This is a genomic window from Homoserinimonas sp. A447 (genome assembly GCF_054489325.1).
Genome location: NZ_JBTMWW010000001.1, coordinates 2,594,988 through 2,612,636, shown reverse-complemented (window position 1 = coordinate 2,612,636; position 17,649 = coordinate 2,594,988). Strand labels below are relative to the sequence as shown.

Here is a 17,649-nt window from a genome sequence, read left to right as displayed (position 1 = left end):
CCATCCGGGGCTTCCCGATCGTCAGGCATTCACTGTGGGTTACATCGACGTCAGCGACGTCTCCTTCTCGTTGAGCGACGGCCGCGTGCTGCTGGACGAGGTCTCGTTCCGCGTCGGAGAGGGTGCGACCGGAGCTCTCATCGGGGCGAACGGTGCGGGCAAGTCGACCCTGATGCGCCTCATCCGAGGCGAGCTGATTCCTGACTCCGGAACCATCGCCGTCGACGGTGGTCTCGGCGTGATGGACCAGTTCGTCGGGCACGTGCGCGACGACTCGACAGTTCGCGACCTGCTGATCTCGGTGGCCCCGGCCCGCGTGAAGGCTGCCGCCCTCGCCGTCGACCGGGCGGAGCTGGCGCTCCTGGAGAACGACGTCGAACGCACCCAGATGGCTTACGCGAACCGATTGGCGGAGTACGCGGATGCCGGTGGTTACGACCACGAGGTCGTCTGGGACACCTGCTGCCAGGCTGCCCTCGGGCTCTCCTTCGACAAGGCCCAGTGGCGTCGCGTGAACACACTGTCCGGCGGCGAGCAGAAGCGACTCGTGCTTGAAGCTCTCTTCCGCGGCCCGGAGCAAGTGCTACTGCTGGACGAGCCCGACAACTATCTCGACGTTCCGACCAAACGCTGGCTCGAGGACACGCTGCTCGAAAGCCCGAAAACGGTGCTGCTGGTCTCCCACGACCGGGAGTTGCTGGCGCGCGCAGCCACCCACATCATCACACTCGAGGTCGGTGCTGCCGGCAACGACACCTGGACCCACGGCGGCAGCTTCGCCACCTATCACGACGCCCGAAGCGACCGGATGGACCGTCTCGATGAGCTGCGCCGACGCTGGGACGAGGAGCGGGTCAAGCTCCGGGCACTGGTGGTGCGTCTCGGCCAGCAGGCCAAGTACAACTCCGATATGGCGTCCCGCTACCGTGCCGCCCAGACGCGCCTGGCCAAGTTCGAGGCGGTCGGCCCGCCGCAGGAGCGGCCGAAGGACCAGAACGTGAAGATGCGACTGCGGGGCGCCAGAACCGGGCGCCGCGCCGTCGTCTGCACCCAGCTGGAACTGACCGGTCTGATGAAGCCGTTCGACGCCGAGCTCTGGTTCGGCGAGCGCATCGCGGTGCTCGGCTCGAACGGCTCCGGCAAGTCGCACTTCCTGCGGTTGCTGGCCCAAGGCGGAACCGATCCGGATGTCACGGCCGGCCACCTGGCATCCGCTGCCCAGATCCTGACACCGGTGGAGCACAACGGCACCGCCAAGCTGGGGGCACGGGTACAGCCCGGCTGGTTCGCGCAGGCACACGATCACCCCGAGTTGATCGGCCGAACGCTGCTGGACATCCTGCACCGCGGTGACGACCACCGTGACGGGATGGCCCGGGAGGCAGCCAGCCGGGCGCTCGACCGCTACGGCCTGGCCGGCGCCGCCGAGCAGGTATTCGAGTCGCTGTCCGGCGGTCAGCAGGCGCGGCTGCAGATCCTGCTGCTGGAACTGTCCGGTGCAACACTGCTATTGCTCGACGAACCGACCGACAACCTCGACCTGGTTTCGGCGGAAGCGCTGGAGGAGGGACTCGAAGGCTTCGAGGGAACCGTCATCGCGGTCACGCACGACCGCTGGTTCGCGCGCGGGTTCGACCGCTTCCTGGTCTTCGGCTCGAACGGCGAGGTCTACGAGTCGGATGCGCCGGTCTGGGACGAGCAGCGGGTGGTGCGCAACCGATAACTGAAGGTCAGCTACGGGAATCAGCTACTTGAGTTGACCCCGAATCTCCCCACCCGGGAAGGTCGGGGTGTGCACGTTCACGTAGTAGGCGCCAGGGTCTGCGGCGACCGCTTCAAGCAGCCCGACATCAGCGGTGGTGCACGCATCTACTGTCCAGTCGGTTCCTGTGCCGACCATGAGCGGGATCACGATCGGTCCGGCGACGTTACGCGGTCCGACATGGATGTGTGCCGCAACGGCTGGTTCAGAGAGGTCACGCGCGCTGAGCATGTAACAGAACTGATCGCCCTCGATCGTGTAGCTGATGAAGCCACTCGCGCCGGTGTTCGAACCGGTCGTTTCCTGCTCCGTGTTCAGCGGGATCGCCGGTACGCCGCCCTTCACGGCGTTTGCGGCAGTCAGATCGATGGCGGTGAGTGCCAGGACAGCTCCCAGGACGGCAACTGCACGGATGCTGAGGCGATGTGCGGTGTTCATTTTGGTCCTCCAACGGTGAGAGTCCCCCAACGGGAGGAACGGTACGCCGCGTAACGGTGCGGCACAAGGGTGCGCTCGAACCTCAACCGCTAGCGTGTGCCCATGGGGATTTCTCGCGATAAGCAGAACCTCGTTCTTCGCGCATCGCTCTGCCTACTGCTCCTCTCCGGGGTGATGTGGGGCGGCGCTGGTTGCACGACTCAGGCATCCATAGAGCACAACAAGTTCGGGATCCCGGAGCTGTCGGCGGATGAAGCGGATCGCCTGGTCGAGATCCAGCTCGAGTCCCGGCGGGCCGACCTGCTCAGCAGGTTTCCGGATGCCGTACTTGGTGAGATCGAGCGCATCCGGTTCGTGACTCCGGAGGAGTGGCCGGAGGCGATCGCCGAGTGCCTTACCGGGATGGGTTTCGAAGCAACCGCATCAGCGGATGGCGGCATCGAGATGTCGTATGCGAATGAGCAGGCGGAGCCGGCCGAACTGGCGCATTACACCTGCGGCGCGAAGTACCCGGTGCATCCGAAGTACAGCCAGCCGTTGAACGAGGCGCAGCTGGAGTACCTCTACGACTATTACGTGAACGTCCTCAGTCCGTGCCTTGAGGGGGAGGACGTCAGTGTTGCCGACGCTCCCAGCTTGTCCAGCTTCCTGGAGGCGGATGACGCGGAGCGGTGGTTCCCGTACAACAGCGTCGACCGGTTCTCGCCGAAGCTCGAAGAGAAGTGCCCGCAGTCTCCCAGTGGACTGCACGGCTGAGGCCCTCCGTGACGGAGAGAGCATCACGCGGAGAGCAGGTTGTCGGGCGAAAGCAACAGAAAACCAGCAAAGGCCACCGGAAACCCGGTGGCCTTCACTTTTTCGGATAGTTCCGAGAACCAATCCTGCCAGTTCTGGGAACAATCCATTTCGGTGCGCGAGGGGGGACTTGAACCCCCATGCCCTCACGGGCACACGGACCTGAACCGTGCGCGTCTGCCAATTTCGCCACTCGCGCAGACCTAGCGAGATTATCACAGCAGGAGACCTCTTTAATCGTCGCCCCGACGGGTCGATGTCATCCATTAGGAGGACATTCGGTAGGCTCATGCCGCGGTTCGGGCCCACCGGCTAACATCGTCATAGTCACCCGACTGGTGCAAAGGGAGATCCTTGGGACTACTGGACAGCTTCGAGAAAGGTCTGGAGAAGGCGGTCAACGGCGCCTTCGCCAAGACCTTCAAGAGTGGTCTCCAGCCGATCGAGATCACCAGCGCACTTCGGCGCGAACTCGACACGAACGCCGCTGTCGTCGCGCGTGACCGCATCCTGGTCCCCAACCGCTTCGTCGTGCGCCTCGGACAAACCGATTATCAGCGGATGACCGGACTGGGCGACACCCTCATCGATGAGCTGACCCAACTGGTGCAACAGCACGCCGCAGCCCAGCACTACCAGTTCGCCGGCGGCATATCGATCAAGCTCAGCCAGGATGCGTCGCTCAGTGAGGGCATGATCCAGGTCGATTCCGAGAACGTGAAGGGTGCCGTCACCTGGACGCCCGTGCTGGACATCAACGGCAAGCGCCACCCGATCACCCGTTCCCGCACGGTGATCGGTCGCGGCCACGATGCGGACATCACGGTGGACGACACTGGAATCTCCCGCAAACACGTCGAAATCCTCTGGGACGGCAGCCGCGCCGAGGTCAACGACCTGGGCTCCACCAACGGCTCAGAACTGAACGGGGCCCGCATCACCCGCGCCCCGCTGCCCACCGATTCGGTGATCTCCATCGGCAGAACCCGTATTGTGTTCCGAGTGCTGGCCCAGGCGACACCCGTCGACCCGACCAGCACCGAACGTGGGGAAGGCCGGTAGATGAGCGCACTGACCCTCCTGTTGCTGAAGTTCGGCTTCCTGCTGCTGCTCTGGGCCTTCATCTTCTCCGTCGTCTACGCGCTGCGCTCCGACCTTTTCGGCGAGCGCGCCCGCCGACTCCCCGAGCAGAAGGCGGCGGCCCCAATGCCGGCGGCGGATGCTGCGCCTCGCCCGGTCGCATCCGTCCCAGCCAATTCGGCTCCGGCCGCAACCTCGGCGACGACCAGCCGACTGGTGATCACGTCCGGCGCCAAGGAGGGCCTCGAACTCCCGATCAGCAATGAGCCGCTGACCATCGGCCGGTCCAGCGAGAGCGGCCTGGTCATCCGGGACGACTACACCTCGACGCATCACGCGCGACTGGTGCTCTGGGGTGACGAGTGGGTCATCCAGGACCTGGACTCCACCAACGGCACGTTCCTGAACGGCAACCGGGTCAACGCGCCGACGCCGGTGCCGCTGAACACTCCAATCAAAATTGGAACGACCACCTTCGAGCTTCGGCGGTAGCTGAATGGCCACCACGGGCAGGAGTGCGGCGGTTTCGCACGTCGGGAAGATCCGCGCCAACAACCAGGACTCCGGCTACGCGGGCACCAACCTCTTCGTGGTGGCCGACGGCATGGGTGGCCACGCCGGCGGGGATGTCGCATCCGCTATCGCCATCAAACGCGTTGTCGAGGTCGACAAGTCGTTCGCCTCCCCGCACGATGCCGAGTTCGCCCTGCAGTCGGCACTACTGGCCGCTAACTCGCTCATCGCCGAGACCGTGTTCGAGCATCCGGAACTGACCGGAATGGGCACCACCGTCAGCGCCGTCCTCCGCCTGGGCGACAAGCTCGCGCTGGCACACATCGGCGACTCCCGCATCTACCGTTTCCGCTCCGGCAAACTGGAGCAGATCACCGCAGACCACACGTTCGTGCAGCGACTCGTCGACAGCGGACGCATCACGGCGGAGGAGGCCGCGGTGCACCCGCGCCGGTCAGTGCTCATGCGCGTGCTCGGCGACGTCGACGCCTCCCCGGAGATCGACACCACCGTGATCGACACCCAGCCTGGGGATCGCTGGTTGCTCTGCTCCGACGGGCTCAGCAGTTACGTCTCCGATGACAAGATCATGACTGCGCTGAAGTCGGTGGCAGATCCGGATGCCGCCGCGAGCCGCCTGGTCAAGGATGCTCTCGACCAGGGGGCGCCAGACAACGTCACTGTGGTCATCGTCGACATCGGCGACGACCCGAGTTCGGCCATGTCACCGCCGAAATTGGTCGGGTCGGCCGCCGAGCCGCTCTCGTTCGAGGCCGCGATCGTGCGAAAGCCGCTGCGCCTGCCCACGCTGCTGCTGCACCCGCTCAAGTCCACGCTGCACGAGGACAGCCACTTCGAACCGGAGTCCGACGAGTACCTGCAGGAACTCATCGCCGAGGACCGCCGCAGGCATCGCCGCCGGCGCATAACCTGGCTGGTTGCCATCGCGCTGGTCATCGCCCTGCTGGTGACCCTGCTGGTAGCCGGTTACCGCTGGACGCAGACCCACTACTTCGTCGGGCCCAACGGGTACACGATCGCGATCTTCAAGGGCGTGCAGCAGGACATCGGGCCGATCAAGCTGTCGAGCGTCTACGAGGTGACGAGCATCCAGCTGAACGAGCTTTCACCCTTCGAGCGACAGCAGGTCGAAGAGACCATCACTGCTGACAACCTCGAGGATGCCCGCGACATTGTGAAGCGGTTGGCCAATGTCAGCCGGTAGCAACGCGCGCACCGCACCGGTGGCGGCTGGGGCGACGCCGGAGCGCAACACCTTCACCCAGTCGATCAAGCTGAAGCTCCGCGTGCCAGCGCGCCTCCGCAACCGGGAGCTCGTGCTGTTGCTGTTCGCGTGCGCGATCAACGGTGCCGCCATGGTCCTGGTGCAATTGGGCGCCCAGGGTGAGGTCGACAGCAGCCTGCTCGTGCTGGGCGGCGGGCTCGCGGTGCTGGTGCTCGGAATGCACGTCGCGTTGCGTTTCGTCGCCAAAGAGGCGGACCCGTTCCTGCTGCCCATCGCCACCGTTCTCAACGGGCTTGGCATCGCCGAGATCTATCGCATCGACATCGCCTACGGAGACGCCGGCTGGGATGCCGCGGGCATCCGCCAGATCGCCTGGACCGGTCTCGCCATCGCTGTCGCCCTCGCGGTGATCCTGCTCATCCGCAACCATCGTGTTCTCGCGCGTTACCGCTACGTCGCCATGTTCACCGGCATCGTGCTCCTCCTCCTGCCGATGCTTCCCTTCATCGGCCACGAACAGTTCGGCGCCCAGCTGTGGATCAGGGTCGGCGGCTTCACCTTCCAGCCTGGCGAGCTGGCGAAGCTCTGCCTCGCCGTCTTCTTCGCGGCCTACCTGGTCGAAAGCCGTGACTCGCTCTCCCTGGTGGGAAAGAAGTTCCTGGGGATGCGGTTCCCCCGAGTGCGTGACCTCGGGCCGATCCTCGTCATCTGGGCCGCCTCGATGGCCGTCCTCATCTTCCAGCGCGACCTCGGCACGTCGCTGCTCTACTTCGGCCTCTTCCTGGTGGTGCTCTACGTCGCGACCGGCCGCGGCAGCTGGATCGCGATCGGCCTCGTGCTCTTCGCCGGTGGCGCGCTGATCGCCAGCCAAACGTTCAGCCACGTCCAGACCAGGATCGACGGATGGCTCGACCCGTTCAACGACGCCATGGGTGGCAGCTTTCAAATGGTGCAGGGGCTGTTCGGCCTCGCCAACGGAGGGCTCGTCGGCACCGGACTCGGCCAGGGCAGGCCCGACCTTGTTCCGGTAGCCCAGAGCGACTTCATCATCGCCAGCCTCGGCGAGGAGCTCGGGCTCGCAGGGCTCTTCGCGATCCTCGCCCTGTACCTGCTGTTCGTGTCTCGCGGATTCCGCATCGGCTTCGCCGGCCAGGATGACTTCGGCCGCCTTCTCGCCGTCGGCCTGTCCTTCGTCGTCGCACTGCAGGTCTTCATCGTGATCGGCGGCGTCACGCGCGTCATTCCGCTCACCGGGCTGACCACACCATTCCTGGCCGCAGGCGGTTCGGCGCTGGTCGCCAACTGGATCATTGTCGCGGTGCTGTTGAGACTGTCCGACAGCCTCCGCAACCAACCTCGGCTGGTGGTCGGCTGATGAGCGAGGTGAGCGGCGGAATGAACAAGGAACTGAAGCGGGTCAGTGTCGCGGTCCTCCTGATGTTCGTGGCACTCCTGACATCCGGTTCCATCATCACGGTGTTCCAGGAAGACAACCTGCGGGCTGACAGCCGCAACGTGCGCACCCTGTATGACAGCTTCTCGGCCGAACGTGGCCCACTGCTGGTCGACGGTGCTCCGATCGCGCACTCGGTACCAGTGGACGATGACTTCAAGTTCCTCCGCACCTACACGAACCCCGAGCTCTATGCCGCCGTCACCGGTTACTTCACGCTGAACCAGGGCAACGCCGGGGTTGAGGGCTCCATGAACGAGGTGCTCAGCGGAACCGCTGACAGCCAGTTCCTCGACCACATCAACTCCATCCTGACCGGCAAGAGCCCCAAGGGTGCCGCCGTCGAACTGACCATCGACCCGGTCGCGCAGCAGGCGGCCTGGGATGCGCTGGGCGACCACACCGGTGCCGTCATCGCCATCAATCCGAAAACCGGCGCCATCATCGCCATGGTGTCGAAGCCCTCCTACGACCCGAACCTGCTTGCCAGTCACGACACCTCGTCGGTGATCGACACCTACAACCAGCTCCTTGAAGCGCCGGGAGATCCGCTCTTCAACCGGACGATTTCCGGTGATCTCTACCATCCGGGTTCCGTGTTCAAGGCGTTGGTCGCTTCGGCGGCACTCGACAGCGGCCAGTTCACCCCGGAGACCACCGTCCCCAACCCGCCCTCGCTGCAACTGCCGCTGTCGTCCTCGGTCATCTACAACGCCGGCCGCTCCACCTGCGGTGGCACACCTGAAGTGACCCTCGCCGACGCGTTCCGCCTCTCCTGCAACATTCCCTTCGCCCAGATCGGCGCCGCCCTCGGCGAAGACGTCATCGCCGAGTACGCGGATGCTTTCGGGTACGGCCAGCGCATCCAGGTACCGATGACGGCATCCGCCAGCAACTACCCGAAGGGAATGGACGCGCCGCAATTGATGCTCTCGTCGTTCGGCCAATCCAACGTTCGGGTAACGCCGCTGCAGATCGCGATGACGACTGCGGCGATCGCCAATGGTGGCGTGCTCATGCAGCCCACCCTCATCGAGAGCGTGATCGCCCCTGACCTGACCGTCATCGAGCCATTCCAGGAAGAGGTGTTCAGTGAGCCGATCAGCGCTCAGACCGCCGCAACCGTCGCCGCGATGATGGTCAACAACGTGAGCAATGGGGCCGCCAGTTCTGCAAGAATAAGCGGAGTCGAAGTCGGTGGAAAGACCGGTACAGCACAGAACAGTGAAGGCAGCGCGAACACCCTGTGGTTTACCGGATTCGCCCCTGCCAGCGACCCACAGATTGCGATTGCCGTGGTCGTCGAAAACCAAGAAGAAGGTTTCGGCGACAGCGTCGCGTCGCCGATCGCGAGAAAAGTCATTGAGGCGGTGCTGAGCAAATGAGACCCACGAGTGGCCTCACTTTCGGTGGACGGTACCAACTGTCGTCACGAGTGGCGATCGGGGGCATGGGCGAGGTCTGGCAGGCGACCGACCTGGTGATCGGGCGCACCGTCGCCATCAAGATCCTCAAAGACGAGTACATGGGCGACCCGGGCTTCCTCGAGCGCTTCCGCGCCGAGGCCCGCCATGCTGCGCTGGTCAACCATGAGGGCATCGCCAACGTCTTCGACTACGGCGAGGAGGAGGGCAGCGCCTACCTGGTGATGGAGCTCGTTCCCGGTGAGGCCCTCTCCGCCGTGCTCGAGCGCGAACGAGTACTCTCTACCGACCGCGTGCTCGACATCGTGGCGCAAACGGCCTCAGCACTGCACGCCGCCCACTCGGCCGGCCTGGTGCATCGCGACATCAAGCCCGGCAACCTGCTGATCACACCGGATGGCCGCGTCAAGATCACCGACTTCGGCATCGCACGCATCGCCGACCAGGTTCCGTTGACCGCGACCGGCCAGGTGATGGGAACCGTGCAGTACCTGTCCCCAGAGCAGGCCAGCGGACATCCGGCCTCCCCCGGCACCGACATCTACTCGCTGGGCATCGTCGCCTATGAGGCGCTGGCCGGCCGACGCCCGTTCACCGGCGAGTCGCAGGTTGCCATCGCGATGGCCCAGATCAACGACCAGGCGCCGGAGCTGCCATCCACCGTCTCCGAGCCGGTCCGCAACCTGGTCTACTCGTGCATCTCGAAGTCACCGGCCGAACGGCCGGCCTCCGCCGCCCACCTGGCCCGCGCGGCACAATCGCTGCGCCGCGGTGACGTTGCCGGGGCATCCGCTGCCGTCCCCGGAATCGGTGGAACCGGCGCGCTGCTCGGGCTCGGCGCAGCCGCTGGTGCCACGCAGGCCACCCGGGTGCTGTCATCCATCAACGACGGGGCAACCGGAAACGTCGCCACGAAACCGACAGAGTCGAAGACCAGGAGCCCGTGGACCTGGCCGCTCATCGCACTCATCGGCATCCTGCTGGTGGTGCTCATCGGCACCATCATCGCGCTGGTCGTCTCACCGGATGACGAGGTCGAACCACGCGAGACCACCACCAGGGGCCAGACCGCGACGACGCCACCACCCACCACGGCGAGCAACACCGTTGCCGTGAATGCGGAGGACTTCATCGGCCTGAACCGCGAGCAGGCTCAGGCGCTGCTCGACGAGCTCGAACTGAACATGAACGCGCTCGACGGCGACATCGCCACGGACCCCAACAACCAGGGCCTGGTGCAGCGGATCAACCCGACCGGCCCGGCCATCCCCAAGGGCAGCACGATCGACGTCTACTTCTGGACGAATATCCCACCACCCTCCAAGCCGGCAACCGCATCCATGCCGGCCGAGTTCGAGTTCACCGACGGTACAACCACCTTCACGGCGTCCTGGCCGATCTATGAGGGCTGCCCTCCTGGGACGACCCGCACCGCCTACCGGGCGACCGTCACCGGAGCCACCATGGAAGGCTTCACCAACGGTGGTTTCATCCCGCCGGGCGTGCAGCAATTGCAGGTGCGACCCACCGGCCCGGGCACGGTGACCTTCACCTACCTCGCCGAATGCTCCGGAACGGCATCCCCGCCCTCCGACCCGGCGACCACTGCCGTTACTGAGGAGACGCCGCCGCCCGACGGCGAGTAGCCGACCTGACCTACTAAGCTTGCAGGGCTGTTGCCGTGCGACCTGGAGACCAATGTGACTGAAGATACTCGGCTGCTGGCCGGCAGGTATCAGGTTGGTGCGCTCATCGGCCGTGGCGGCATGGCGGATGTCCATGTCGGCACCGATTCCCGGCTTGGCCGCCGGGTGGCGGTCAAGCTGCTCAAGCCATCGTTGGCCACCGACCCGAAGTTCCGCCTGCTGTTCCGCGAGGAGGCGCAGAAGGCTGCCCGCATGGCGCACCCGACGATCGTGCGCGTGTTCGACGCCGGCGAAGAAACCGTGCGCGACTCCATGGGCATCGAGACCCAGGTGCCGTTCATCGTCATGGAATACGTCGACGGCCGACTACTCAAGGACATCATCGCCGACGGCCCGCTCGAGCCTCGTGAAGCGGTTCGCATCATCGACGGCGTTCTGACCGCGCTCGAGTACAGCCACCGCGCCCTGGTCGTGCACCGCGACATCAAGCCCGGCAACGTGATGATCACGCAAAACGGCCAGGTCAAGGTGATGGACTTCGGCATCGCCCGCGCCGTGTCCGACAACTCGGCAACCGTCGCAGACACCAGTGCCGTGCTCGGTACCGCCCAGTACTTCTCCCCGGAGCAGGCCCGCGGCGAGACTGTTGACGCCCGCACCGACCTGTACTCGACCGGCGTCGTACTGTTCGAACTCCTCACCGGTCGTCCGCCCTTCCGCGGCGAGCGCCCGGCCGCCGTGGCCTACCAGCACATCAGCGAGGCGGCCGTGGCCCCGAGCACGCTGAACCCCCAGGTGTCGCCGGCGCTCGACGCCGTCGTGCTGCACGCCTTGAGCAAGGACAAGTTCGAGCGCTTCCAGACGGCATCCGACTTCCGCTCCGACCTGGAGGCAGCCGCAAAGGGCGAGCTCCCAACCCGCAAGCTTCCTCCGGTCGCCGACTTCAACTCAACGCTGTTCGGGGTCAACCCCAGCGCGACCGCCGGTTCGGAGGCGACCATGCGGCAGCTGGCCTCCGACAGCCGCGAGCGCACCGTGAAGACCCAGAACCGGCCTCCGGTTGCCTGGATCTGGGCGGGCGTCACCGTGATGATCGCTGTGTTGATCGCCCTCGGCTTCTGGGTGTCCAACCTGACGTCGCCCGACATCGGCGAGAAGCTCTCCATCGAGGTGCCGCAGGTGGTCGGCGCACAGTATGAGAGCGGCGAACAGACCCTGGCCGACCTGGGACTGGTTCCCAGCCGGTTCGATGAACCAGATCCGGATGCCGCTGTCGGCGAGATCATCAGGACCGACCCGCCGGCAGGAACCCGGGTCGGTGACGGCCAGGTCATCAAGGTCTATGTGTCGCAGGGCAAGGAATCAGTGGATGTCCCCAAGGTGGTGAACCTCACCACCGAGGCTGCCGTAGCAGCGATCGAGGCCGCCGGGCTGACCTTTGCCGCGACCAATCAAGAGAACCACGCGTCGGTCCCTGCCGGTACGGTCATCCGCAGCGACCCGGAAGCCGGCACCCAGGTCAAGGAGGGCGACCCCGTCACGCTGTACGTCTCCAGCGGGAACGTGACAGTCCCCGACGTGAAGGGGCAGCCGATCGGCACCGCGAGTTCGACGCTCAGGGGGATCGGCCTCAACGTCACCGACCTGGTGGCGGATAAGGAGTGTAGCGGGGGGACGGTCACCGGTCAGTCGCTGGCGCCCGGTAACCACCCGCAACGTTCCGATATCTCGCTCACCTACTGCTCCGGCGGTGAGTAAACCCCTGGCTGAGCAACCTGCTGTCAGTCCAGGCTGACAAGCGGGCTCAGCCCGACCGCCCGATCGCGCGCCTCCGGCAGCCCGGCGAGAGCCAGCCAATTGGCGAGCAGCTGGTAGCCGCCTTCGGTGAGCACCGACTCGGGATGGAATTGCACGCCGAACACCGGCGCCGTCACGTGCCGCAACCCCATGATGACTCCACCGGTGGTGCGGGCGTTCACGACGAGCGTGTCCGGCACGGTGTCCTCCACCACCGCCAGCGAGTGGTAACGCGTTGCCGTGAACGGCTGCGGTACGCCGGCGAAGAGCTCCGGATCGTCATGGGTGACGACCGAGGTCTTGCCGTGCATCAGCTCATCGGCATTGGTGACGGTCGCGCCCAGGGCTTCGGCGATGGCCTGATGGCCGAGACAGACACCGAGCAGCGGCAGGCCACTGTCGAGGGCGTGCCGAACGAGCGAGATCGACACTCCGGCCCTGGCCGGCGTGCCCGGTCCCGGGGACAGGAGCACACCGTCGAACCCGTCCAGGCGTGAGGGGATCTCTTCGGCGGTGAAGCTGTCGTTTCTCACCACTTCGGTTTCCGCACCCAGCTGCTGAAGGTATCCGTTCAGCGTGTAGACGAAGCTGTCGTAGTTGTCGACGACGAGGATGCGGGTCATTCCTCCACCGTAACTTCATAGGTGTTCACAAACGAATTCAGCCAGGGAAAGAGGAACATGACGAGGAGGAGGAGCACCAGCGCCATCAGGATGACGGCCAACACGATGCGGAGCCACAGTGGACCGGGCAGCAGTCGCCAGAGGAAGGCGTACACGCTAGGCCTCCCCGATCTTTTCGGCCAGCTCGGCGGGCATCCCCGCTGAGGTCGGTTGCCAGTGCTCGAACACGCCGTACGCGATGATGCGTTCAGCGGCGGAGAACATCGGATTGCAACTGGTGAGTGTGATCACCCGGTCCAGCGGGTCGATTCCTGGTGCCTGCGGAACCGGTTCGAGAACACCCACCCCGGTCGGCCAGACGTACTCCATGGTGCGGAACGCGTAGGTGTACCAGCCGTCCGGGGTCTGCACATACAGCTTGTCACCGACCCTCAGATCGGCGATCTGCTTGAACGGAGCACCATGGGTCGTGCGGTGGGCTGCCAACGCGAAATTGCCCAACTCGCCCGGTAATTGCGTCTCCGGGTAATGGCCGATGCCCAGGTCCCGGTTGTTGAGAACGGATGCGAGGCTCACCCCTTCCCCGATCGCCCGAACATAGTCCGCACCGAAGCGGGGGACGTACAGGGTGGCGAAGCCGGTGCCGGCGCGCGGAGCTGGGGTGACCACCGGCTCGCCGAAGTCCACGGTGCCGGCGTCCGGGGAGGGCGGCACCGGCGGGGCCCCGGGAGTTCGCCATTGGTCCTCGAGTTCGAGGGCGCTGCTCCGCTGCTCCTGGCCGACCACCAGGTCGTTGAGCCAGAGCTGCCACCCGATGAAGAGAAAGCAGATGACGCCGGCCGTGATGAAGAGTTCACCGATAACGCTGATGATCCCGAGCGCCCTCCGCCCGCTGCGGCGTTTGGCGCGGTCACCGGCATTCATGCACCCGATTCTACGGCTCAGCGCACGCTCTCCCGGGCCGGTCAGGCCGGGTGCAGGGCTTTCAGGCTAGAATTCGGGCATGGCCAGAACGAAAACGCAGAAGACCGTTGAGCGTCCGCAGGCGACCCGCCCAGGTGAAAAGGGTCCGAACCCGGTCTGGTTCAAGCCGATCATGTTCGGTCTCATGCTTCTGGGCCTCGCCTGGATCATCGTCTACTACGTCAGCCAGAGCACCCTTCCGATCGCCAACCTGGGCGATGCCAACATTCTGGTCGGCTTCGGAATCCTCTTCGTAGGCTTCCTGATGACCACCCGCTGGCGCTAGCGTGTAACCCGTTTCCCGGCAAGGGGGACAGTTACACGGATGTAACTATCCCCACTGTGGAAACTCCTGTGGATAACTAGCCGCCAGCTTCTAGCCGAGCAGCCGCGGCACCAGCGTTGCCGCACCCAGGATGATGATCACGACCAGCAGCGCCAGCACTCCCAGGAGCAGCAATCGCTGTCGCCCCGCCTGCCGCGGAGACCTGGTCTTCATCAGGACCCAGGCAACCAGACCGCCAACGAGCAGGCCTCCCAAGTGCGCCTGCCAGGAGATGTTCGAGCCCGGAATGAACCCGATCACCAGGTTGAGGCCGATCACGATCAGCAACTGTGTGGCGTTGCCTCCCAGGCCGCGCTGGATGACGAACATCGCAGCGAACAGTCCGAAGACTGCTCCGGATGCACCGACCACCCAGGTGTCCGGCGACAGCCACAGCACAGCCGCCGAGCCACCGAGCCCACTCAACAGGTACAGCGTGAGGAACCGCCACCGGCCAAGCGCTGGTTCCAGCATCCGCCCGAACAACCACAGGGCGTAACCGTTGAACAGGATGTGGAAGATCGAGCCCTGCGAGTGCACGAAGGTGGACGTGAGCATCCGCCACGGCTCAGAGGTGGTGAGCACCGGGTGGTAGGCGAGCGCCTGCGTTACCGCCCCGCCTGAGATTTGCTGGAGGAGGTAGACGACAACGCAGATTGCGAGAATCGTGTAGGTGACGACCGGTGCGCCACCATGGCGCGCCCGGTTGATGGCCGTGACGATGGCAGGCTTCCTCTTGGGAGCGCTGTTACGCGCTTCCTGGCGACATTCCGGGCAGTGCACACCGACGGCCGCCTGCGTCTGGCATTCCGGGCAGACCGTACGCCCGCACCGCTGGCAGAGGATGTAACTCTCGCGGTCCGGGTGTCGGTAGCAGTAGTTGTCGGAGCTGCCCAACTGCTCATTCACCCGCTGGTCACTCACCTGCTGGTTCCGAGGTCAGACTTCGTCGATGGTGATGCTGTTGATGACAACGTCTTCGAGCGGCTTGTCACGGCCATCCTTCTTGACGTTCTCGATCTTCTTGACGACAGCCTTCGACTCCTCGTCTTCGACCTTGCCGAAAATGGTGTGCTTGCCTTGCAGCCAGGTGGTCGGCACCGTGGTGATGAAGAATTGCGACCCGTTGGTACCGCGGCCCATCTGGATGCCTGCGTTAGCCATGGCCAGCACGTACGGCTCGTTGAAGTTCAGTTCGGAGTTGATCTCGTCATCGAACTGATAGCCGGGGCCACCGGTTCCCTGGCCGAGCGGGTCGCCGCCCTGGATCATGAAGTCGTCGATGATGCGGTGGAAGATCACGCCGTCGTACAGCGGGTCTTTGGAGACCTTGCCGGTCGCCGGGTGGGTCCATTCGATCTGTCCGCTCGCAAGGCCGATGAAGTTGGCGACGGTCTTGGGCGCATGGTTGGCCAACAGGTTGACCTTGATGTCGCCGAGCGAAGTGTGGAGGGTTGCTACATGTGTGTGAAGGGGCATCGCACCAGTATTTCATTGTTGGCGGGCGACCCTGCACAGCCAATCCCCAGTATGTTCACAGGGGGCCGCATGCAAGGATGGGAAAGCTCTTCCGTATACCAGCACTGGAGGAATCTCATGGGACTGTCACGCAAACGCGAACGCGAATTGAAGAAGCTGCGCCACTCGGCTTCGGAACTGTGGGAAGACCAACGGGAAGTGCTCGAGCACGCCAGCAATGTCGTGCGTGAGGCGGGAAAACAGGTCGGCTACCTCGGGCGTGAGCAAGTGGTTCCGAAGGTGCGGGGAACGATCGACCACCGGATCAAGCCCACCGTGGCATCCGGTGTCGCCGCCACCAGGCATGTCGCCGGTTCGGCCCGCGACAAGGTGGCCCACGATGTCTTCCCCTCGGTGGCGTCCGCGATCGCATCCGCCCTCGCCGTCATCGAGGTGGCAAAGGACGCCAAGGTCAAGGAAGCCAGCCGCCAGCTTGCCAGGGCGGGCGATAAGGCCTCGAAGGCTGGCCGCAAGGTGGGTAAGAAGGTGGGGATCGTGAAGAAGGAGCCGCACAAGGGTCCCGGCCGTTACATCCTCCTCGGCCTCGGCGTCGTGGCAGCGGCCAGTGTCGCCTATGCGGCCTGGCAGACCCTGCGTGAAGACGACAACCTCTGGATCTCGGACGAGTTCGAGGACTCCCCCGCCAAGCTCGAGGCCCTGTAGCGCCCTACTTCTCGTACACGTCCGGCACGCCGTCTGCGTCGGCGTCTATTCGTGCCAGCCGATCGATTTCGCGGTAGCGCCTGTTTCGGGCGACGAGGATGGTGCTGGCCAGACCGGCCGCCAAGACCGATGCGGTGAGGATGGCGACCTTCGCGTCGTCTCCGTGGGTGGTACCCAGTCCAAAACTGAGTTCCCCGATGAGAAGCGAAACAGTGAAGCCGATTCCGGCGAGGAGCGCAACGCCGGTCAGGTCAACCCACCGTACGGTGTCATCGAGCGTGGCGCGCGTCACCCGGGTCACCACCCAGGTTGTTCCCACAATTCCGATCGGCTTGCCGGCGACCAGGGCGACGATGATCCCCAGGGTCACCGGGTCGCTGAGCGCTGAGGTGAAGCCCTCCGGGCCCCCCAGGGCGACCCCGGCGGAGAAGAACGCGAAGATGGGAACCGCGATGCCGGCCGACAACGGCCGGAACCGGTGCTCGAAGTGTTCCGCCAGCCCCGGACCGGCGTCCGGTCCACCCCTGGCTGCACTCCGGATGACAGGAACCGTGAACCCGAGAATGACCCCGGCGATCGTGGCATGGATTCCGGATGCGTGCAGCAGCGCCCACGCGACGAGCCCGATCGGCAGCAGGATCCACCAGGCCGCCGCCGGGTGCTCTCCGAAGAATGGCCGGCACCGCTGCACCAGGAAGAGGAACAGGCCGACGGGGACGAGGAAGAGCGCCAAGGGTATGGCGCTGACATCCTCGGTGTAGAAGATGGCGATGATCCCGATGGCGAGGAGATCGTCGACCACGGCCAGGGTCAGCAGGAAGATTCGCAGGGCACTGGGCAGGTGCGAGCCGATGATGGCGAGCACCGCAACGGCGAAGGCAATATCGGTTGCGGTGGGGATGGCCCAGCCGCGAACCGCTTCCGCGTTGCTCCAGTTGAAGGCGACGAAGATGAGAGCCGGGATCGCCACTCCGCCGACGGCTGCCGCAATCGGCACCACCGCCTTGCTGAACTGGCGCAGGTCACCCGCCACGAACTCTTTCTTCAGCTCCAGCCCGACCAGGAAGAAGAAGACGGCGAGCAGGCCGTCGGATGCCCACTGCCCGAGGCTCAGCTCCAGATGCCATGGTTCGTAGCCGAGGCGGAAGTCGCGAAGGGCGAAGTAGCTTTCGGATGCCGGCGAGTTCGCCCAGACCAGCGCGATGATGGCGGCCGCAACCAGCAGCGCTCCCCCGACAGTCTCCTTGCGCAGGATTTCTCCGACGCGTAACGCTTCGGAGTAGCTGCCCAGTCCGAAGAGTCGGGGTCGGCGATCGGAGTTGCTCACAGGGTTCCTTCTGGGTCGACGAACAATCTGCCGACCAGACTTCCCGGCTCACCGATTGTGAGTCTACCGGCCACGG

Annotated in this window: 18 protein-coding genes and 1 tRNA gene; 11 read left to right on the top strand and 8 right to left on the bottom strand. The window is 65.0% G+C overall.

The window, feature by feature from the left end:
- Nucleotides 1–34 precede the first annotated feature (34 nt).
- Nucleotides 35–1,723 carry an ABC-F family ATP-binding cassette domain-containing protein gene (locus ACX3O0_RS12875; protein ID WP_459107964.1) on the top strand — a complete coding sequence of 563 codons (1,689 nt, stop codon included), beginning with the start codon at nucleotides 35–37 and terminating at the stop codon, nucleotides 1,721–1,723.
- Nucleotides 1,724–1,747: 24 nt separating this feature from the next.
- Here the strand turns inward: ACX3O0_RS12875 and ACX3O0_RS12870 are convergent, their stop codons facing one another.
- On the bottom strand, nucleotides 1,748–2,200 hold the full coding sequence (locus ACX3O0_RS12870; RefSeq protein WP_459107963.1) for a CHRD domain-containing protein: 453 nt from the start codon (nucleotides 2,198–2,200) through the stop codon (nucleotides 1,748–1,750).
- 102 nt (nucleotides 2,201–2,302) lie between these two features.
- Here ACX3O0_RS12870 and ACX3O0_RS12865 point away from each other — a divergent pair, with 102 nt between their 5' ends.
- Nucleotides 2,303–2,956, top strand: a complete 654-nt coding sequence (locus ACX3O0_RS12865) for a hypothetical protein (protein WP_459089473.1) — start codon at nucleotides 2,303–2,305, stop codon at nucleotides 2,954–2,956.
- 154 nt (nucleotides 2,957–3,110) lie between these two features.
- On the opposite strand, the gene ACX3O0_RS12860 is transcribed toward ACX3O0_RS12865, so the two are convergent.
- Nucleotides 3,111–3,194: transfer RNA gene (locus tag ACX3O0_RS12860), tRNA-Leu, on the bottom strand.
- Nucleotides 3,195–3,349: 155 nt separating this feature from the next.
- Between ACX3O0_RS12860 and ACX3O0_RS12855 the strand changes: the two genes are divergently transcribed.
- From ACX3O0_RS12855 to pknB, 7 genes are read left to right on the top strand one after another with little or no spacing between them, the layout of a single operon-like run.
- Complete coding sequence (locus tag ACX3O0_RS12855) at nucleotides 3,350–4,057, top strand: FhaA domain-containing protein (protein WP_459089471.1); 708 nt, start codon at nucleotides 3,350–3,352, stop codon at nucleotides 4,055–4,057.
- Nucleotides 4,058–4,567, top strand: coding sequence for an FHA domain-containing protein FhaB/FipA (locus tag ACX3O0_RS12850; RefSeq protein ID WP_459089469.1), 510 nt, complete (start codon nucleotides 4,058–4,060; stop codon nucleotides 4,565–4,567).
- Nucleotides 4,568–4,571: 4 nt separating this feature from the next.
- On the top strand, nucleotides 4,572–5,813 hold the full coding sequence (locus ACX3O0_RS12845; protein ID WP_459089467.1) for a Stp1/IreP family PP2C-type Ser/Thr phosphatase: 1,242 nt from the start codon (nucleotides 4,572–4,574) through the stop codon (nucleotides 5,811–5,813).
- Nucleotides 5,800–7,209, top strand: a complete 1,410-nt coding sequence (locus ACX3O0_RS12840) for an FtsW/RodA/SpoVE family cell cycle protein (RefSeq protein ID WP_459089465.1) — start codon at nucleotides 5,800–5,802, stop codon at nucleotides 7,207–7,209. Before ACX3O0_RS12845 ends, ACX3O0_RS12840 begins: the two co-directional genes overlap by 14 nt.
- Nucleotides 7,210–7,229: 20 nt before the next feature.
- Nucleotides 7,230–8,672, top strand: coding sequence for a peptidoglycan D,D-transpeptidase FtsI family protein (locus ACX3O0_RS12835; RefSeq protein ID WP_459089463.1), 1,443 nt, complete (start codon nucleotides 7,230–7,232; stop codon nucleotides 8,670–8,672).
- The gene (locus ACX3O0_RS12830; protein WP_459107962.1) at nucleotides 8,669–10,357 is read left to right on the top strand and encodes a protein kinase domain-containing protein; all 1,689 of its coding nucleotides are present in this window, start codon (nucleotides 8,669–8,671) and stop codon (nucleotides 10,355–10,357) included. The genes ACX3O0_RS12835 and ACX3O0_RS12830 overlap by 4 nt, the downstream gene beginning before the upstream one ends.
- Nucleotides 10,358–10,411: 54 nt before the next feature.
- Nucleotides 10,412–12,115 (top strand): Stk1 family PASTA domain-containing Ser/Thr kinase, encoded by a 1,704-nt coding sequence (gene pknB / locus ACX3O0_RS12825; protein ID WP_459089459.1) that lies wholly within the window; start codon nucleotides 10,412–10,414, stop codon nucleotides 12,113–12,115.
- Between the two features lie 23 nt (nucleotides 12,116–12,138).
- Here pknB and ACX3O0_RS12820 read toward each other — a convergent pair whose 3' ends face one another.
- From ACX3O0_RS12820 to ACX3O0_RS12810, 3 genes are read right to left on the bottom strand one after another with little or no spacing between them, the layout of a single operon-like run.
- On the bottom strand, nucleotides 12,139–12,777 hold the full coding sequence (locus tag ACX3O0_RS12820; protein WP_459107961.1) for an anthranilate synthase component II: 639 nt from the start codon (nucleotides 12,775–12,777) through the stop codon (nucleotides 12,139–12,141).
- Entirely contained in the window at nucleotides 12,774–12,932 is a 159-nt protein-coding gene (locus ACX3O0_RS12815) for a hypothetical protein (protein ID WP_459107960.1), read from the bottom strand. Before ACX3O0_RS12815 ends, ACX3O0_RS12820 begins: the two co-directional genes overlap by 4 nt.
- 1 nt (nucleotide 12,933) lies before the next feature.
- A complete protein-coding gene (locus tag ACX3O0_RS12810) occupies nucleotides 12,934–13,701 on the bottom strand; it encodes a class E sortase (RefSeq protein ID WP_459107959.1) in 768 nt (255 codons plus the stop codon).
- A gap of 79 nt (nucleotides 13,702–13,780) precedes the next feature.
- Here ACX3O0_RS12810 and ACX3O0_RS12805 point away from each other — a divergent pair, with 79 nt between their 5' ends.
- Nucleotides 13,781–14,026: a cell division protein CrgA gene (locus tag ACX3O0_RS12805; protein WP_459089451.1), complete on the top strand. Its 246-nt coding sequence runs from the start codon at nucleotides 13,781–13,783 to the stop codon at nucleotides 14,024–14,026.
- A gap of 90 nt (nucleotides 14,027–14,116) precedes the next feature.
- Here the strand turns inward: ACX3O0_RS12805 and ACX3O0_RS12800 are convergent, their stop codons facing one another.
- On the bottom strand, nucleotides 14,117–14,989 hold the full coding sequence (locus ACX3O0_RS12800) for a rhomboid family intramembrane serine protease (protein ID WP_459089449.1): 873 nt from the start codon (nucleotides 14,987–14,989) through the stop codon (nucleotides 14,117–14,119).
- A gap of 15 nt (nucleotides 14,990–15,004) precedes the next feature.
- Complete coding sequence (locus ACX3O0_RS12795) at nucleotides 15,005–15,544, bottom strand: peptidylprolyl isomerase (RefSeq protein ID WP_459089447.1); 540 nt, start codon at nucleotides 15,542–15,544, stop codon at nucleotides 15,005–15,007.
- Nucleotides 15,545–15,661: 117 nt separating this feature from the next.
- Here ACX3O0_RS12795 and ACX3O0_RS12790 point away from each other — a divergent pair, with 117 nt between their 5' ends.
- Complete coding sequence (locus tag ACX3O0_RS12790; protein WP_459089445.1) at nucleotides 15,662–16,246, top strand: hypothetical protein; 585 nt, start codon at nucleotides 15,662–15,664, stop codon at nucleotides 16,244–16,246.
- A gap of 4 nt (nucleotides 16,247–16,250) precedes the next feature.
- On the opposite strand, the gene nhaA is transcribed toward ACX3O0_RS12790, so the two are convergent.
- Nucleotides 16,251–17,573, bottom strand: coding sequence for a Na+/H+ antiporter NhaA (gene nhaA, locus ACX3O0_RS12785; RefSeq protein WP_459107958.1), 1,323 nt, complete (start codon nucleotides 17,571–17,573; stop codon nucleotides 16,251–16,253).
- Between the last annotated feature and the right edge of the window lie 76 nt (nucleotides 17,574–17,649).

Bases quoted from the DNA above. Each gene is read 5' to 3' on its own strand.
- ACX3O0_RS12870 (WP_459107963.1), bottom strand. From the start codon at position 2,200: ATGAACACCGCACATCGCCTCAGCATCCGTGCAGTTGCCGTCCTGGGA.
- ACX3O0_RS12865 (WP_459089473.1), top strand. From the start codon at position 2,303: ATGGGGATTTCTCGCGATAAGCAGAACCTCGTTCTTCGCGCATCGCTC.
- ACX3O0_RS12850 (WP_459089469.1), top strand. From the start codon at position 4,058: ATGAGCGCACTGACCCTCCTGTTGCTGAAGTTCGGCTTCCTGCTGCTG.
- ACX3O0_RS12845 (WP_459089467.1), top strand. From the start codon at position 4,572: ATGGCCACCACGGGCAGGAGTGCGGCGGTTTCGCACGTCGGGAAGATC.
- ACX3O0_RS12840 (WP_459089465.1), top strand. From the start codon at position 5,800: ATGTCAGCCGGTAGCAACGCGCGCACCGCACCGGTGGCGGCTGGGGCG.
- ACX3O0_RS12835 (WP_459089463.1), top strand. From the start codon at position 7,230: ATGAACAAGGAACTGAAGCGGGTCAGTGTCGCGGTCCTCCTGATGTTC.
- ACX3O0_RS12830 (WP_459107962.1), top strand. From the start codon at position 8,669: ATGAGACCCACGAGTGGCCTCACTTTCGGTGGACGGTACCAACTGTCG.
- ACX3O0_RS12820 (WP_459107961.1), bottom strand. From the start codon at position 12,777: ATGACCCGCATCCTCGTCGTCGACAACTACGACAGCTTCGTCTACACG.
- ACX3O0_RS12810 (WP_459107959.1), bottom strand. From the start codon at position 13,701: ATGAATGCCGGTGACCGCGCCAAACGCCGCAGCGGGCGGAGGGCGCTC.
- ACX3O0_RS12805 (WP_459089451.1), top strand. From the start codon at position 13,781: ATGGCCAGAACGAAAACGCAGAAGACCGTTGAGCGTCCGCAGGCGACC.
- ACX3O0_RS12795 (WP_459089447.1), bottom strand. From the start codon at position 15,544: ATGCCCCTTCACACACATGTAGCAACCCTCCACACTTCGCTCGGCGAC.
- ACX3O0_RS12790 (WP_459089445.1), top strand. From the start codon at position 15,662: ATGGGACTGTCACGCAAACGCGAACGCGAATTGAAGAAGCTGCGCCAC.